A 16,054-nucleotide genomic window follows, 5' to 3' on the forward strand; every position below is an offset into this window, starting at 1 on the left:
TTAAAGACGAAACTCGTGCCCAAGATAGACTTCCTTGACCAATGGGTTTTCGAGAATGGCGGCAGGCGTTCCCTCGGCAATTAACCGTCCTTCACCGACGATGTAGGCTTTTTCGCAAATATCCAAGGTTTCGCGCACGTTATGGTCGGTAATCAGCACGCCAATGCCTTTGCTTTTTAAGTGGCGGATGATTTGCTTGATGTCTACCACGGAAATCGGGTCAACCCCGGCAAAAGGTTCATCGAGCAGGATAAAAGCAGGTTCCGTGGCAAGCGCCCGGGCGATTTCCACCCGCCGCCGTTCACCGCCGGACAAACTCATGCCAAGGCTTTTATGCAGATGGCTGATGTGAAATTCCTGCAACAGGTTTTTTAGCGTTTTGAACTGCTGCGCACGGGATAAATCCTTGCGCGTTTGCAAAATGGCGAGGATGTTATCGGCCACCGTCAATTTGCGGAAAATCGACGCTTCCTGCGGCAGATAGCCAATTCCGGCGCGGGCGCGTCCGTGCATGGGCAAGAAACTTAAGTCCGCCTCGTCAATCAACACGCGCCCGCCATCAGCTCGCACCAGTCCGACAATCATATAAAAACAGGTGGTTTTGCCCGCGCCGTTAGGCCCGAGCAAGCCGACGATTTGTCCGCTTTGAACCTTTAGGCTGACCTCTTTGACAACCTCGCGGCCTTTGTAGCTTTTGGCGAGTTTTTGCGCTTTCAGTGTGGCCATTTAAGGATTGTTTCCTTCTTGGGCACTGTTTTGTTTGGGCTGAATGACCATATCGATACGCGGACTTGGGACGGTGATGTTATGGCCGTTGGCACGTCCGGCATTGACGATTTGCCTTGCCGTGTCATAGACAATTTTTTCACCGGCAAAGGCGCTGCCGCCTTGCTCAACCCTGGCTTGGTCTATCAGTAGTACTTGGTCTTTGCCGGCAAAGTACTGGATGGTCAAACCATAGGCATCGACCACTTCTTTATCGGCGGCGGGCTGCTGGCGAAAAGTCGCCGGTTTGCCGATGGCGGTAAACACATCCACCGTGCCACCTTCCGTGCGCGTGATGGTGGCGCGTTCTCCGGTAATTTTGATACTGCCTTGGGTGATGACCACATTGCCCGTATACCGCGCCACGCCTTTTAAGTCGTCGATTTCGGCGCGGTCAGCCTGAATATGAATGGGCTGCTCACGGTCTTCCGGCAAGGCCAAAGCCGTCTGTACCGCAAAGAGTAAACTTAAAAAAAACAATGGATTAAGGTGCTTCATACTGACCTCTTGCGTTTTTGAGCAGGTTTAGCTTGCGCTCTTTAAGCCAAGCCTGCATGCCGATGCCGCTGCTAACCCCTTGCGGCATTTCGATGCGTACCGGTGCATCGGTGCTGGCGTAATGGTCTTCCGGCAGCAGCGTGATATGGGGTGAAGTAACCAGCGTGTCACGGTTTTTTTCATCACGGTGACTGATGCGTACATTGCCTTGCAGCTTAACTTCTTTGCCATCCGGCGAGACTTCCGCCTGCGCACTTAGAACCCGCCAAGGCTGCGTATCCTCTTGATAGAGCAGTAAATCCGGGTTTTGCAGCAGGCTGATTTCACTCTCTAAAAAATGTTCGATTTTAGGGCTTAGCAGTTGCGAATGCAGACTGCCATCGGCTTTAAACTGCGTGCGCCGGGCGTTAATGATAAAAAAATCGACCGGGCGCGTTTGCGGTTCAGAGGCTGCCTCTGGTAACACGGGATTGAAGTCCACCAAGGCAAACAGTAGCACTGTGCCAAACAGAATAGGCAGGATAAAAAACAGTCGGCGCAGCATGGATTAGCGTCCGTTTACAACCAAGCCGCGCGCATGGCGGCGAGCTTGCCTTGTGCATGCAAAATCAATTCACAAAACTCCCGCGCCGCGCCTTCGCCACCTTGCGCCACAGTGACGGCATGCGCCTGAGCGCGTACAAAAGCATTGGCGTTAGCGACCGCCATGCCGAGGCCCACGCGGCGAATCAACGGCAAGTCCGGCAGGTCATCGCCTAAATGCGCAATCTGCGCAAAATCAAGCTGATGCTGCTGGCAGAGTTCGAGCAGGGCATCCAGTTTGTTATGACAGTTTTGGTAAAGATGGGCAATGCCAAGATTTTTTGCGCGTTTTTCCAACGCCGCGCCACCGCGTCCGCTGATAATCGCCGTGCTGACGCCCGCCTCGCGCAGCATTTGTAGTCCCAGGCCGTCCTGGCTGTTAAAGACTTTGACTTCACTGCCATCCGGCAAAAAATACAGGCGACCATCGGTCAACACACCATCAACATCAAACACGGCCAAGCGAATTTGCGCCGCGCGGTTTAGCAGTTCATCGGTGATATAGGGAATGTGCATTAAATAACTCCGGCGCGCAGCAAATCGTGCATATTCAGTGCGCCCAGTGGACGGTTATCCGCATCGACCACCACCAGCGCGTTGATTTTGTGCGCTTGCATCAGGTGCAGCACTTCGGCGGCGAGCATGGCAGGCTGTGCCACACGTGGGTCTTTGCTCATCAGGCTGGCAATGCGGGCGTTACGTAAATCCACTTCGCGCTCAAAAGCGCGGCGCAAATCACCATCGGTAAAAATACCGGCCAAGCGCCCGTCATCATCGAGCACACAGGTCATGCCGAGGCCTTTGCTGCTCATTTCCAGCAGCGCCTGCTGAAGATTTGCGTGATGCGCCACCAGCGGCAGGCGCTCGCCGCTGTGCATTAAATCACTCGCCCGTAGCAGCAGCCGCTTGCCCAGCGCACCGCCGGGATGGGACAAGGCGAATTGTTCGGCGGTAAAACCGCGGGCTTCCATCAGCGCCACGGCCAGTGCATCACCGAGCGCCAGCGCCGCCGTGGTCGATGCCGTGGGTGCCAGTTGCAGTGGACAGGCTTCCTGGCGCACCGCCGCATCCAGATTCACCTCGGCCGCTTCGGCAAGCGGGGAATCGGCGCGACCGGTCATGCTGACCAAAGGAATGCCAAGGCGCTTAATCAGCGGCAACAGGGTCAAAATTTCCGCCGTGCTGCCGGAGTTGGACAGCGCCAGCACCAAGTCCTCCGTCGTCAACATGCCCATATCGCCATGACTGGCTTCCGCCGGATGCACAAAAAAGGCAGGCGTACCGGTACTGGCGAGCGTGGCGGCAATCTTTTTACCGATATGGCCGGATTTGCCCATGCCCACCACCACCACTCGCCCGGAACAGGCCAGCATCAGCTCACAGGCACGGACAAAATCCTCGCCCAAGCGCGGCAGCAAATCTTGCAGTGCGGTAATTTCCAGAGAAAGCGTGCGGGTTGCAGATTGAATTAAGGAATGAAGCGCTGTCATCGGTTATTTCGATCAGTCTAAAACGGCAAACAAGGTGCAATAGTACCTGATTTGCGGCTTTGACCAGGGTCTGTTCCGTTGCAAACCTGGCGGAGGCAAAAGCCAGGTTTTTCGCGCACCTCATCAGTAATACACCGCGCATTCATATTCAGCTCCTTTATTTTTACATTTATAATCAATGATATAGCCATCTTTTCTTAAATTGTGGAAGAAGGCTTTGTAGTCCTTGAGCAGGCGGCTGTCCACCTTCCAGCGCTCGATGAGCGGCAAGGTATTGGCATTGCGGCGGCGTAATATGGCTAAGCCTTGGTAGTGACTTTGTAATTCGGCCATATGCTCGCGGGCGGCTTCGCGTTTTTGCGTTTGCTCGGCCTTGCGCTCGCGCTGCCGCGCCTCGTGCTCGCGGCGACGTTGCTCGCGCTCTTGTTGTTCCGCCGCTTGATGTTCGGCGACCAAGGCGTAGCGACGGTGGGTAAATTCGCCCCAACTGATTTTGCCATCATGCACTTGCATCAGGTTTTCCAAGTCCGCGACTTTTTGTGTGTTTTCGCGCAGCGCTTGGCGACTGTCGTATTGATAAGTCACCGCAGCCAGCTGGCCTTGGCAGTTATCCAGCAATACCGCCATCTCTTTAATGGCGGTTTTTTCGGCGGAAGTGGCCTTTTGTTGATTAAACAAATACGCCGCCGCACCTTGTGCGCCTGGCAGTAATTCAACCTTATCGCGGATAGGGTCAAAAGCGGGCGTCAGCCACTGCCGCTCGCATTCTTGCTGGATGGGAGCAAGCTTCTGCTCAATCGGCACCAAGCAGGCGCAAAGCGGCAAATAAAGGCAGGGCACTAAAATCCGTTTAAATAGCTTATTTTTCATGGCGCAGACTTTGGCAAGGCAAGACACGCCAAGCCTATCCACCATTGCCATTTTTTGCAAAAAAGAGAGCTGCCATGTCTTTGCAGATTATCCACAGCCTAAGCGCCGTTAATGCCAAGGATTGGGATGCGCTGTTGCCAAATGCGCAGCCTTTTTTGCGCCATGCGTTTTTATCGGCGTTGGAAGACAGCCAAAGCGTCTGCGGCAAAAGCGGTTGGCAAGCGGCGCATGGCTTATGGGTGGAGAACGGCAAGCTGCTGGCGGCATTACCGGCTTATCGCAAGCAGCACTCCTCGGGCGAATACGTGTTTGATTATCAATGGGCGCACGCTTGTCAGCGCGTCGGTATCGCCTATTATCCCAAGTTACTGGGTGCCGTGCCGTTTATTCCGGTTAGCGGGCCGCGTCTGTTGGGTGATCCAGCAGCGGCGAGCAAGCTGTTGCAGGCGTTGACTTTGCGGCTGGCAAAGGACGGGTTGTCCGGTGCGCATATCAATTTCACCGACCACTTGGCCGACAAGCTGCTCGCTGATTGTGACGGCTGGATGGAGCGCATCGGCTGCCAGTTCCATTGGCATAATCCGGGGTTTGCTGATTTTGAGGATTTTCTGCAAACCTTGACCGCGCGCAAACGCAAGCAACTGCGCAAAGAGCGTGCGCAAATCGCGCAGCAAGGCTTCGCTTTTGACTGGCGCGAAGGCCACGAACTTAGCGAGGCGGATTGGGATTTTATCTACGCCTGCTACGCGCAAACCTACCGCGTGCGCGGCCAGCGCCCTTATCTAACCCGTTTATTTTTCAGCCTGCTAAGCGAACGTATGGCCTTGGCCATCCGCGTGGTCTTGGCAAGCCAAGGCGGACAAAAACAGGCAATGGCCTTGAGCTTGACCGATGGGAAAAATCTCTACGGGCGCTGGTGGGGCTGCCTTGCTGAATGGAACGGCCTGCACTTTGAAACCTGCCTGTATCAGGGTATGGACTACGCCATTGCACAGGGTTTGCACGAGTTTGACGCCGGCGCTCAAGGCGAACACAAGCTGCTGCGCGGCTTTAGGCCAACACTGACGCGCTCTTGGCATTATTTGTGCCATGACGGATTACGCCAAGCCGTGCGCCACTTTTTAGCCGAAGAACGCCGCGCTGTGCAAGGCTATATGGATGAAGCACAAACACTACTGCCTTATCGGCAGGATTAAAAAAACGCATCCGCGCCGGTTTTTACAATCAGCAAGCTCACTACAGCAATAAAAATCCAGCGTACAAAACCACTGCCATAACGCAGCGCCATAGTGCTACCCAGCAGTGCACCTGTGATATTGGCCAGCGCCATCGGCAGCACCAGCGCCCACCAGATATGGCCGGTAATGCCAAACAGGCAAAGCGCGGCAAAATTGGTGGAAAGATTGAGCAACTTGGCGCAGACCGTGGCGTGCAAAAAGTCATAACCCAAGGCGCGGACAAATAAAAAGACAAAAAAACTGCCGGTACCCGGGCCAAAAAAACCATCGTAAAAACCGATGGTTAAACCAATAATGCAGGCAATGAACTGTTCTTGTCTGCCTTGATAACGCGGCACGTGGGTTTGCCCCATCTGTCCGCGCAGCAGCGTGTAAATCAGTACCGCGAGCATCAAAAAAGGCAACAGGCGGCGCAAAAAATCGGGGCTTATCAACGTGACCACCCAGGCGCCGCTAAACGCACCCAGCATACTGGCGAATACCGCAGGCAGCAGCGCCTTCCAGGGCAGCGGCAGGATTTTGTGGTACTGACGAGCCGCCGTCGCTGTACCAAAAAACGCCGCACCCTTGCTGCTGCCAAGCAAGGTTGCCGCCGCTGCCTCGGGGAACAACGCAAACAGTGCAGGCAGCAAAATCAGCCCGCCACCACCGACCAGCGCATCGATAAATCCGGCGAGCAATGAGGCCAGGGTTGCCAGCAAAAAGTCCACGGTTAACCCGCTCTCTCCCTCTGCCCCTCTCCCGCACGCACTGGGAAAGAGGGAAGCCATTTACCGAGCAGGGTGTTGCAAAACAGCTTTTTGCATGGTTTTTTCATCATCGTGATTGTATCGCTCTAGAAAAATCAACGAGATAAGATTTCGCAACAGTGCGACGACAAGCCTTTCACCGCTTTTGCGACACCCTCTTCAGTGCGGTTATGGATAGCGCGGACGGCGCAGCCGTCCTTACAGCGTAACGGTTCAGTGCGGTTATACTGTCAGGCATGCAACATCTGCAAGCCTGCAAATACGAACTGATGCCGACATGGTCGGCGCGATCAATATATTAAGGGCAGGACATGCCCGGTTAGCCTGTGAAGTGAATCCTGATGTAGGGATCAGCAGCAGGAACCCACCGAGGTGATTCAGCCGGGCAAATGCCTTGCTGGACGCGGTAGGAATCCCCTTTTGCTTTAGCAAGGGGAGGATGTCAAAAATACTCAATCGCCGTTAAGTAAAACTGCTTTTCGCCCTCTGGCGTTTGTACACGGATTTCAGCATCCAACGATTTGCCCAGTAAGGCGCGGGCAAGCGGCGAGTCGATGCTGATATGGCCTTGGCGCAAATCCAGTTCATCGGGGCCTAGGATACGAAAGCGCGACCGTTCACCGCCTTCGTCTTCCAACTCAATCCAAGCGCCAAAGTAGACTTTGCCGGTATCGGCTGGCGTTTGGCTGACGATTTGCAGTTGCTCTAAACGTTTGCGTAAAAAGCGCACGCGGCGGTCGATTTCACGCAGGCGCTTTTTGCCGTAGGTGTATTCGGCGTTTTCTGAGCGGTCGCCTAGCGCTGCGGCTTCACTCACCGCTTGCACCACTTGCGGGCGCTCGATTTGCCAGAGTTGCTGCAATTCTGCCGATAAGCGGGCATGCCCTTCTGGGGTAATCAGCGTGGTACTGGCACGCTGCGGCGGACGATAACGGCTCATAGTTCACGCAGCAGGGTTAGCGGGCTGGCGGATAAAGCGCGGCGTGTTCCCAATAATCCGGCCATGCTGACCAAAATCGCCCCCAAAAGCGGTAGCAGCAACAGCCAAGGATGCGCCTGCCAAGGCAAATCAAAGGCATAACGGTAGAGCAAAAAGCTGACCAGTTCGCAGCCCAGCGCGGCGAGCAGGCCGCTGCTTAGGCCAAGCAGGGCAAATTCACGCAGCCTTGCTTGATTCAGCAGTTCGCGCTTTGCGCCTAACACCCGCAGCAATGCAGCTTGACGGATGCGTTCATCGAGCGTTGCGTTAAGTCCTGCCAGCAATACGGCAATACCGGCGGCGAGCACAAATAGCAGCACGTATTCCACCGCCAAACTAACCTGTGCGAGGATTTGCCGCAGTTGCGCCAGCAGTGCATCCACTTGAACCAAGGTTACGGTGGGAAATTGCCGCGCCAGTTCGACCAAGGTTTTGTCCTGCTGTGCGGGCAGATAAAAACTGGTCATATAAGTGACCGGCAGGCCGGACAGGCTATCCGGCTCAAATATCAGATAAAAATTGGGCTGAAAATTATCCCACTGTACTTTTCGTAAACTCGAAAGCACCGCTTCGCGCTCGTCGCCGCCGATATTTACACGCAGCCGGTCGCCCAGATTAAGGTGCAGGCTTTCGGCGAGTGTGCTTTCTACCGAAACACGCGGCAATTCGCCGCTGGGCGCATCATTCCACCAACTACCCGCGACCAATGGATTGCTTTCGGGCAGCTCGCTTGACCAGGTCAATGCCAAATCACGGCGAATGGCACGGCGGCCTTGGCTGTCTGGCTTGTCTTGCTCAAGCAATTCGGCGATCGCTTGGCCGTTAATGGCAACCAGTCGCCCCGGTACTACTGGATAAAGCGGCGCGGCACGCGGCGATAGTTCGGCAAGCCTATGGGCAAAAGCATCCCGTTGTTCGGGGACGATATTGAGCGCAAACAGATTGGGTGCGTTATCCGGCAACTGCGCCTGCCAGGTATCGAGCAACTCGCTGCGTAGCAGCACAATCAGCGCCATTGCCAGCAAAATCAGCCCAAAGGCGAGCGACTGTCCGGCGGCAGACAGTGGATGGCGCAGCAATTGCCCCAAACCCAGTCGCCAAGGCAATGCGGCGGTGGCAAGCAGGTGGCGCAGTCCGCGTAAGCTCGAAAGCAGCAAAGCGCCTAATAGCAGCGCGGCCAGCAGTCCACCGGCCAACAGCGACAGGGTCAATTTTAAGTCCAAACTCATCCGCCACATAATCAATGCAAGCGCCAGCAGCGCGGATCCATAGACCAGCCAAGCGGCGGGCGGCAGCGGCAGCAAATCACGCCGCAGTACGCGCAGTGGCGGCACACGGCCAAGCCCCAGCAAGGGCGATAAGGCAAAACCGGCCAGTGCAATCAAACCGCTCATCATTCCAGCGAGCGCAGGCCACAGGCCAGCAGCGGGTAAATCGGCGGGCAGTAATCCTTTAAGCAAGGCAAATAAGCCAAGCTGCCCCAGCCAACCGACTACAGCGCCTATTAGCGCGGCGGTTACTCCCAATAATCCAAGTTGCAGGGCGAACAGGGCGAGCGTTTCCCGCCTTGATAATCCCAGGCAGCGCAGCAAGGCACTGGTATCTAAGCGGCGGCTGGCAAAGCGGGCGGCAGAGAGCGCCACAGCAACGCCCGCGAGCAGCACGGCGGCAAGGCTGGCCAAATTTAAATAGCGTTCAGCGCGTTGCAATGCACCGCCAATCTGCTGGTTGCCGCCGCGTGCATCCTGTATCCGCTGGCTGGGCAGCAGCTCGCTTGCTACCTGCTCCTGCCATTGTTTGAGTGCTTCGGGCGAGCCGCGCCAGAGTGCCTTCCAACGCACTCGACTGCCGGGCTGGACGATTTCGGTCGCGGCCAAATCCTCAATATGCATCAGGATGCGCGGGTTAAAGCTGTAAAAATCTCCGGCGCTGTCCGGTTCATAGGTCAACACTCGGGTGAGTTTTAGCGCTTTGCTGCCGACTTCGATGGAGTCGCCAGGTGTAAGTCCCAGCGCAACAAATAGTCGCGCCTCGGCCCAAGCCTCGCCTGCTGCCGGTTGCCCGCCACTTTGTGAAGGCTGATAAAGCGCGGCGCTGCTTTTAACCTCCCCGCGCAGTGGATAGCCGTTGCCGACCGCTTTGACACTGGCAAGCTGGATGCCGTTATCGCTCGCAATCACGCTGGAGAACTCGACCATCGGTACATGCTCAAGCCCCAATCGCAGTCCCCTTTCGATTTGTTCGGGATTAGGCGCCGTAGTGCCACTCAGCACAATATCCGCACCCAAAAATTCAGTCGCACGCAGCAACATGGCGGCATTTAAGCGGGCGCTGAAATAACCAATAGCGGTGCTCGCGGCAACGGCAATCAGCAAGGCAAAAAACAACACGCGCAATTCGCCAGAACGCGCATCGCGTTGCAGCGAACACAGCGCCAGCATCAGCAGGCGGGGAAATGGCATCATTTAAGCGGCCTCAGTCTGCAAACGCCCCGCTTCTAGGCGAATGCGCCGCTTACAGCGCTGCGCCAGGCGTTCATCGTGGGTGACTAAAACCAGCGTGGTGCCGCGTTCTTGATTGAGCTCAAAGAGTAAATCACTGATATGGCTGCCTGTTTGGCTATCCAGATTGCCGGTCGGCTCATCGGCAAACAACACTTTGGGGCGGGCGGCAAACGCCCGTGCCAGTGCTACGCGCTGCTGCTCGCCGCCGGAAAGCTGGCGCGGTTGATGGAAAAGCCGCTCGCCCAGCCCTACTCGCTTAAGCAATTGCTGCGCTTCATCGCGCGCATGGCGGTTGCCTTTAAGCTCCAGCGCCAAAGCGACGTTTTCCAGCGCGGTCAAGTTATCCAGCAACTGAAACGACTGAAACACAAAGCCGATATGTTCAGCGCGTAGCCGCGCCCTTTGGTCTTCATCAAGGCGAGTTAAATCCTGCCCGGCCAACATCACTTGACCGCTGCTGGGCAGATCAAGACCGGCCAAAAGCCCCAATAAGGTGGATTTGCCCGAACCTGAGGTGCCGACAATGGCGAGGCTGTCGCCCGCTCTGAGGTCAAGGGATAACTCGTGAAGAATGCAAAGCGCTTCGCCTTCCTTGGCGGGGACGGATTTGCTAAGGTTTTGCGCAGTCAAAATGCTCATTTAAGCTTGGAACATCCCATGATGAATCGATTATTAAAGCTCGCCGCACTGCTCGCACTGCTGTGCACGCAAACGGCGCTCGCAGGTGGCCTGTTAGTGGTCGGCGATAGTATCAGTGCGGGCTTTGGACTGGATAGTTCAGCAGGCTGGGTCAGTTTGCTGGAACAACGCCTTAAGCAAGAAGGCTTGGCAAGGCCGGTCATTAACGCCTCCATCAGCGGCGACACCAGCACGGGCGGGCTATCGCGCCTGCCTGCCCTGCTTAAAACCCATCAACCTGCCGTGGTGATTATTGAGCTCGGTGGCAATGACGGGCTGCGCGGCCAGTCACCGGCACAATTGCAACAAAATCTTGCGCGTATGGTGAAACTCGCTAAAAACAGTGGCGCCGCCGTGCTGCTGCTCGGCATGCGCCTACCGCCCAACTACGGCAAGCGCTATACGCGGTCCTTTGAGGGCGTTTATGCCGATGTTGCCGAACAGCAGCAAATCGCCTTTGTGCCGTTTTTTCTCGAAGGCGTAGGCGGCGTAGAGGGTATGATGCAGGCCGATGGCATTCACCCTACGGCGAGTGCGCAGCCGCGTTTGCTGGAAAATCTGTGGCCTTTGCTGCGCCCGATGCTCTAATCTCGCCCTTTGTATCAAAAGTGGAACGTTTAGCACCATGTGGTCTCGTATTGCCTTAAGCCTTATCGCCCTGCTGTCTGCCCGTGCGGCCTTTGCCTTGGTCTTTCCATTGCCGCCAGCAGGCGACTCTCTGGTAGGCGAGGTGCAAACCTTAACCGTCCGCTACGAAGATACCTTCGCCAGCATCGCCGACCAGTTTGATTTGGGCTTTCTGGAACTGGTCGCCGCCAACCCCGAAGTGGATCCTTGGCTACCCGGCGAAGGTACCCAAATTCTGTTGCCGACGCGCTACATCCTGCCGTCCGGCTCGCGTGAAGGTGTGGTGATCAATCTTGCCGAATACCGCCTGTATTACTTTCCCAAGGGTAAAAACGTCGTTTACACCTACCCGCTTGGCATTGGCCGCGAGGGTTGGAACTCGCCCTTGGGGGAAACCCGTATCACACAAAAAACGCCCAATCCCTCTTGGTATCCGCCGGAATCCATCCGCCGTGAACACGCAGAAGATGGCGACCCACTGCCACGCATCGTGCCGCCCGGGCCTGACAATCCGCTTGGGCCTTACAAGATGACGCTGGCACTGCCGGGCTATTTAATCCACGGCTCCAACAAGTTTTTTGGCATCGGCATGCGCGTCAGCCACGGCTGCTTTCGCATGCTTAACCCGAATGTGCTGGAACTGGCCAGCATGGTTAAAGTCGGCACGCCGGTACGCATCATCGACATGCCGTACAAAATCGGCAAAAGCGGCGGGCAGTTTTACCTGGAAGCACACGCACCTTTGGTCGATGACGAACAGCAACGCCAAAGCGCCGAACAACAGCAAACCTTGCTGCTTAATACCCTGCTGCAACAAGACGCTCTGGTGCATAACGGGCAAGTACGACTGGACTGGCAAATCGTACAAAAAATCCTCGCCGATGCCGCTGGCGTGCCGGTATGGATTGCCGGAACCGATAACACCTTAGACACGCCGAGCGCTCCGTTTTAAGCGCACATAAAAAACCGACCATAAAATTTATGGTCGGTTTTTTGCATTTTCTGCATTAGCCCGTCATAAGCAAAAGCCATGACGGCATAGCGACAACCTTACTTACGGCTGGAGCGTTCCAACATGCGGGCGGCGCGTTCGTTGGCAGCATCGGCGCTTTCTTGTGCACGCTGAGCGGCGGCCAGTGCTTGTTCAGCACGGCGGTAGGCTTCATCAGCGCGAGCTTGTGCACTTTGTGCGCTGCTTTGTGCCGATTGAACGCGGCCGTCTTGCGCACTGATTTTGCTTTCAAGTTCTTTGGTATTAGTGCATGCACTGACTAAAACAACAGCGGCCGCCAACGCGGAAAATTTCAGGATATTGCTCATTGTGTTCCCCTTATTTATAGAAAATTCATTCTGCCATCTCAATCCTGAGGAATTGGCTGGCGCAGCATGATACCGATTACCCTGTGCGATTAACAGACTTCCAGCGTTTTTTACCGCTAACCCGCTTGCGCCAGCGCCTCATCAATATCTACCGCAACCAGTCTTGAACAGCCCGGTTCGTGCATGGTCACGCCTAGCAAGTGGCTCGCCATCTGCATGGCGATTTTGTTGTGGGTGATATAGATAAACTGCACCTTGGCCGACATTTCCTTAACCAAACGCGCATAACGCTCGACATTGGCATCATCCAGCGGGGCATCCACCTCATCGAGCAAGCAGAACGGTGCCGGATTGAGGTTAAAGATGGCAAACACTAAAGCCAGCGCCGTCAGTGCTTTTTCACCGCCGGAGAGCAGCGCCAAGTGGCTGTTTTTTTTGCCTGGCGGGCGCGCCATCAACGTGACGCCGGTTTCCAGCAGGTCATCACCGGTGAGTTGCAAAAACGCACTGCCGCCGCCAAAAATTTTTGGAAACAAATTTTGCAGCCCTTGATTGACCCGCTCAAAGGTTTCGACAAAGCGGCTTTTAGTCTCGCGGTCAATTTTACGGATAACGCTTGATAAGGTTTCAAGCGCGGCGAGCAAGTCATCGTTTTGCGCATCCAGATAGGTTTTACGCTCGCTTTGCTGCTGATATTCCTCCATCGCCGCCAAGTTCACCGCGCCCAAGCGCTGAATTTGTGCGGCGAGCGCCCTTTGTTTGGCTCCGCATTTGGCCTCATCCATATCCGCCGAAAGCCCGGCCAATACCGCATCCAGACTAAAGCCATCCTGCTGCAACTGTTCTTGCTGCACCTTCGCGCGCTCTTCTAAGCTCTTGGCCGAAAGCCGCTGCTGCTCCAACTCAGTGCGCAATTGCTGGCTTTTTTGCTCGCTTTGGCTGCGCGCCGTTTCCGCCTCGCGAAGTGCCTGTTCGGTCTGCTGCTGGGCTTGCCGCGCCTGCTGCAACTCATCCTCAATGGCAAGCCGCTGCGCCAATAATCTTTCAAGTTGCTCACGCTGGATTTGCAACGGTTCGTCACCTTGTTGCAAATCCAGCGACAGTTGCTCACGGCGTTCGCTGAGCTGATTAACCTGCTGCGCCAACCGCGCCAGCGCCGCTTCAGTTGCACTGTGACGTTCGCGCAAGCTGCCCTGCTGCAAGGCCAGCCGATGCAATTGCTCCTGCTGCTCGCGGGTACTACGGCGCAGCGCTTGCACCTGCGCTTGGCAAGCCTCGCGCTCGTGCTGTAACGCCTGGCTCTGCCCGCCGCTGGCTTCGCGCTGCTGTAAGGCCAGCGCCAGCTCCAGCCGCGCTTGCCCCAGTTGTTCGCTTTCCACCTGAAGCTGCTCGGCGAGCTCGCTCGCCTGTAAAGCAAGTTGCGCGCGTTGCTTTTCCATTTGCGCAGCCCGCGCAATGGCCGCCGAATGTTGCGCGGTGAGCTGCGCGTGCCTGGCCGATTGTTCAAAAGCCGCACGGCGCATTTGCTCGCACAGGCGCTCTTGTGCTTGCAACGCGTCTTCCAGTTGCTGCAAAAGCGCCGCGGCTTCAGCAAGGCGCTCTTCGTGTTGCTCGCAGTCTTGGCTGAGTTGTTCGATTTCCTCGCGCCGTACCAGCAGGCCAGCGGCTTCAGCCTCGCCACGGCACAGGCGCAAAAAGTTGCGCCCGACCCAGCAGCCATCACGGCTAACCAGCGTTTGCCCGCCTTGCAGGGAAAGCCGCCCGGCGAGCGCTTCGGCCAAGGTTTCTACCGTGCATATAGCCGCCAGCTCCGCCACAAATTCGCGCCCTTCGCGGATTTTATCGAGCAAGCGGCCCGGGTGCTCTTCGTGCGGATCACCAGGAGCGCCGCGCAGATGCAAGCTACCTGCGTTAAAGCTATCCAGCGAGCAATCGGCAAAATCCTTATCCAGCAAAGTGGCCTGCATATCCGCGCCCAGCACGCAGGCAACCGCCGCCTCCCAGCCCGGCTCCACGCGCAGCCGCTCGGCGAGTTTCGGCCGCTCGCTTAAGTGTTGCTGATGCAACCAGTCGGCAACGGAAGGTGGCGGATTTAGCGCCGCCTTTTGCAGCGCATCAAGCGCCGCAAGCTGCCCACGTAGCGGCTGCAAATCCGCTTGCATCTGCGCCACCGCCTGCTGCTGCGCCCGCCACTGTTCGCGCAAATCGGCAAGCTCGGTGCTCGCCTGCAATAGCCTTTCCTGCTGGGTTTCACTTTCCAGCTCGCTTTCGGCAAGCTGCTCATCCAGCAAGGCGGTATCAAGGCTATCGATAAGCTGCGCCGACTGCTCGCGCACGCGCCGCTGCTGCGCGGCCAATCGCGCCACGGATGGCTCAAGTTGGGCAATCTGCGCCTGCAAAATAGAAGACCGCTGCGCCGGTTCCAGTGCCGCCTGCCGGCTTTGCTCCCAAGCCTGTTGTACGGCGAGCAGCAATGCTTCTGCCTGCTCCAATTCAGCGCTCGCTTGCGCAAAGCGGCTTTGTGCAAGCGCATGCTGATGATCCAAAACCGCGAGTTGTTCAGCCAGGCTCGCCAGTTGTGTTTTATCTTCGGCACTTTGCTGCTCGCTGTGCTGACGCACGCGCTCGGCTTCCTCCAGTTCTTTTTGTAACTGGCGCAGCCTTTGTTGGTGATGGCTGATGTTTTGCTCGATACGCGCAAGCTCGGCGCCGGTAGCATACAGCCGCGCTTGAATACGATTGCTCGCCTCGCCCTGCGAGCGTTCGTTTTCGCGCAATTCGAGCAGGCTCGCCTCGATATGCTGCTGGGCGCTGATGGTCTTCTCCAAGGATAAGCTCAGCGTCTCAATAGTCTTTGCATGCTGAAACTGCTGCGACTGCAATTGTCTAAGGCGCAAGGCGGCAAGCTGAGCGCGGGTTTCGCGCTCAGCGGCCATTAGCTCGCGGTATTTTTCCGCCGTCTGCGCTTGGCGCTGCAAACGCTCAAGGTTGCGCGCCAGTTCTTTGCGTAAATCATCAAGACGCGCCAGATTTTCTTCAGTACGGCGAATGCGGCTTTCACTCTCGCGGCGGCGCTCCTTATAGCGCGAGATACCGGCGGCTTCCTCAATATACGAACGCAATTCCTCTGGCCTTGCCTCGACCAAGCGGCTAATCATGCCCTGCTCGATAATCGCGTAACTGCGCGGGCCAAGGCCGGTGCCAAGGAATAAATCGGTAATATCACGGCGGCGGCATTTCGCCCCGTTTAGCTGATAATGGCTCTGCCCGTCACGGCTTACTTGCCGGCGGATGGCAATCTGCGCGTAACCTGCAAATGCGCCGCCCAAACTGCCGTCTTCATTATCAAAAATCAGCTCAATACTGGCCTGCCCGACCGGCTGGCGGCTGCCCGAGCCGCTAAAAATCACATCCGCCATCGACTCGCCGCGCAGCGTTTTGGCCGAACCCTCGCCCATCACCCAGCGCACCGCATCGATGATATTGGACTTGCCGCAACCGTTCGGCCCGACAATCGCCGTTAAATCACCGGGTAGATGAACCGTGGTCGGGTCTACAAAAGACTTAAAACCGGCGAGTTTGATACTTTTAAGACGCATGGCTAACTAGGGTCTGTTCCCGCTTCAAACGCGAGCCGCGCTGCTGCTCAAAATTTCGCCAGACCAGGCGCAGCATGCAGCCAATGTGTACAACCTTGGCAAATGCTGCAACGCCGTATGGCGAAATTTTGGGCGCAGCCCGAAGGGACGGGGCA

Annotated in this window: 15 protein-coding genes; 3 read left to right on the plus strand and 12 right to left on the minus strand. The window is 56.4% G+C overall.

From position 1 onward, the window contains the following. From lptB to AXE65_RS08670, 6 genes are all read right to left on the minus strand, one after another. On the minus strand, positions 1–726 hold the full coding sequence (gene lptB, locus AXE65_RS08645) for an LPS export ABC transporter ATP-binding protein (protein WP_068390930.1): 726 nt from the start codon (positions 724–726) through the stop codon (positions 1–3). Next, on the minus strand, positions 727–1,263 hold the full coding sequence (gene lptA, locus AXE65_RS08650; RefSeq protein ID WP_068390933.1) for a lipopolysaccharide transport periplasmic protein LptA: 537 nt from the start codon (positions 1,261–1,263) through the stop codon (positions 727–729). Continuing rightward, entirely contained in the window at positions 1,250–1,807 is a 558-nt protein-coding gene (lptC, locus tag AXE65_RS08655) for an LPS export ABC transporter periplasmic protein LptC (RefSeq protein ID WP_068390934.1), read from the minus strand. The genes lptA and lptC overlap by 14 nt, the downstream gene beginning before the upstream one ends. A 14-nt stretch (positions 1,808–1,821) precedes the next feature. Continuing rightward, positions 1,822–2,346 carry a KdsC family phosphatase gene (locus tag AXE65_RS08660; protein WP_068390981.1) on the minus strand — a complete coding sequence of 175 codons (525 nt, stop codon included), beginning with the start codon at positions 2,344–2,346 and terminating at the stop codon, positions 1,822–1,824. A gap of 14 nt (positions 2,347–2,360) precedes the next feature. Further along, positions 2,361–3,335, minus strand: coding sequence for a KpsF/GutQ family sugar-phosphate isomerase (locus AXE65_RS08665; protein ID WP_068390936.1), 975 nt, complete (start codon positions 3,333–3,335; stop codon positions 2,361–2,363). 123 nt (positions 3,336–3,458) lie between these two features. Then, a complete protein-coding gene (locus AXE65_RS08670; protein ID WP_153015433.1) occupies positions 3,459–4,205 on the minus strand; it encodes a hypothetical protein in 747 nt (248 codons plus the stop codon). A gap of 74 nt (positions 4,206–4,279) precedes the next feature. Between AXE65_RS08670 and AXE65_RS08675 the strand changes: the two genes are divergently transcribed. Beyond that, positions 4,280–5,401 carry a GNAT family N-acetyltransferase gene (locus AXE65_RS08675; protein ID WP_068390941.1) on the plus strand — a complete coding sequence of 374 codons (1,122 nt, stop codon included), beginning with the start codon at positions 4,280–4,282 and terminating at the stop codon, positions 5,399–5,401. Here the strand turns inward: AXE65_RS08675 and AXE65_RS08680 are convergent. From AXE65_RS08680 to AXE65_RS08695, 4 genes are all read right to left on the minus strand, one after another. Further along, complete coding sequence (locus AXE65_RS08680; protein WP_068390945.1) at positions 5,398–6,153, minus strand: sulfite exporter TauE/SafE family protein; 756 nt, start codon at positions 6,151–6,153, stop codon at positions 5,398–5,400. The two genes, AXE65_RS08675 and AXE65_RS08680, sit on opposite strands and share 4 nt — an antisense overlap. 481 nt (positions 6,154–6,634) lie before the next feature. Then, the gene (gene greB / locus AXE65_RS08685) at positions 6,635–7,132 is read right to left on the minus strand and encodes a transcription elongation factor GreB (protein ID WP_068390947.1); all 498 of its coding nucleotides are present in this window, start codon (positions 7,130–7,132) and stop codon (positions 6,635–6,637) included. After that, a complete protein-coding gene (locus AXE65_RS08690; RefSeq protein WP_068390984.1) occupies positions 7,129–9,633 on the minus strand; it encodes an ABC transporter permease in 2,505 nt (834 codons plus the stop codon). The genes greB and AXE65_RS08690 overlap by 4 nt, the downstream gene beginning before the upstream one ends. A gap of 3 nt (positions 9,634–9,636) precedes the next feature. Beyond that, entirely contained in the window at positions 9,637–10,314 is a 678-nt protein-coding gene (locus AXE65_RS08695) for an ABC transporter ATP-binding protein (RefSeq protein ID WP_068390949.1), read from the minus strand. Positions 10,315–10,335: 21 nt separating this feature from the next. Between AXE65_RS08695 and AXE65_RS08700 the strand changes: the two genes are divergently transcribed. Together AXE65_RS08700 and AXE65_RS08705 are read left to right on the plus strand one after the other, a co-directional pair. After that, a complete protein-coding gene (locus AXE65_RS08700) occupies positions 10,336–10,941 on the plus strand; it encodes an arylesterase (RefSeq protein WP_068390987.1) in 606 nt (201 codons plus the stop codon). Between the two features lie 37 nt (positions 10,942–10,978). Continuing rightward, complete coding sequence (locus tag AXE65_RS08705) at positions 10,979–11,932, plus strand: L,D-transpeptidase family protein (protein ID WP_068390950.1); 954 nt, start codon at positions 10,979–10,981, stop codon at positions 11,930–11,932. Positions 11,933–12,030: 98 nt separating this feature from the next. On the opposite strand, the gene AXE65_RS08710 is transcribed toward AXE65_RS08705, so the two are convergent. Both AXE65_RS08710 and smc read right to left on the minus strand, forming a co-directional pair. Further along, on the minus strand, positions 12,031–12,300 hold the full coding sequence (locus tag AXE65_RS08710; RefSeq protein ID WP_068390951.1) for an Lpp/OprI family alanine-zipper lipoprotein: 270 nt from the start codon (positions 12,298–12,300) through the stop codon (positions 12,031–12,033). 116 nt (positions 12,301–12,416) lie between these two features. Next, complete coding sequence (smc, locus tag AXE65_RS08715) at positions 12,417–15,899, minus strand: chromosome segregation protein SMC (RefSeq protein ID WP_068390952.1); 3,483 nt, start codon at positions 15,897–15,899, stop codon at positions 12,417–12,419. Positions 15,900–16,054: the final 155 nt, after the last annotated feature.

Origin of the sequence: Ventosimonas gracilis (assembly GCF_001580025.1) — a bacterium.
Lineage (GTDB): Bacteria > Pseudomonadota > Gammaproteobacteria > Pseudomonadales > Pseudomonadaceae > Ventosimonas > Ventosimonas gracilis.

Bases quoted from the DNA above. Each gene is read 5' to 3' on its own strand.
- lptB (WP_068390930.1), bottom strand. From the start codon at position 726: ATGGCCACACTGAAAGCGCAAAAACTCGCCAAAAGCTACAAAGGCCGC.
- lptA (WP_068390933.1), bottom strand. From the start codon at position 1,263: ATGAAGCACCTTAATCCATTGTTTTTTTTAAGTTTACTCTTTGCGGTA.
- lptC (WP_068390934.1), bottom strand. From the start codon at position 1,807: ATGCTGCGCCGACTGTTTTTTATCCTGCCTATTCTGTTTGGCACAGTG.
- AXE65_RS08665 (WP_068390936.1), bottom strand. From the start codon at position 3,335: ATGACAGCGCTTCATTCCTTAATTCAATCTGCAACCCGCACGCTTTCT.
- AXE65_RS08670 (WP_153015433.1), bottom strand. From the start codon at position 4,205: ATGAAAAATAAGCTATTTAAACGGATTTTAGTGCCCTGCCTTTATTTG.
- AXE65_RS08675 (WP_068390941.1), top strand. From the start codon at position 4,280: ATGTCTTTGCAGATTATCCACAGCCTAAGCGCCGTTAATGCCAAGGAT.
- greB (WP_068390947.1), bottom strand. From the start codon at position 7,132: ATGAGCCGTTATCGTCCGCCGCAGCGTGCCAGTACCACGCTGATTACC.
- AXE65_RS08690 (WP_068390984.1), bottom strand. From the start codon at position 9,633: ATGCCATTTCCCCGCCTGCTGATGCTGGCGCTGTGTTCGCTGCAACGC.
- AXE65_RS08695 (WP_068390949.1), bottom strand. From the start codon at position 10,314: ATGAGCATTTTGACTGCGCAAAACCTTAGCAAATCCGTCCCCGCCAAG.
- AXE65_RS08700 (WP_068390987.1), top strand. From the start codon at position 10,336: ATGAATCGATTATTAAAGCTCGCCGCACTGCTCGCACTGCTGTGCACG.
- AXE65_RS08705 (WP_068390950.1), top strand. From the start codon at position 10,979: ATGTGGTCTCGTATTGCCTTAAGCCTTATCGCCCTGCTGTCTGCCCGT.
- AXE65_RS08710 (WP_068390951.1), bottom strand. From the start codon at position 12,300: ATGAGCAATATCCTGAAATTTTCCGCGTTGGCGGCCGCTGTTGTTTTA.
- smc (WP_068390952.1), bottom strand. From the start codon at position 15,899: ATGCGTCTTAAAAGTATCAAACTCGCCGGTTTTAAGTCTTTTGTAGAC.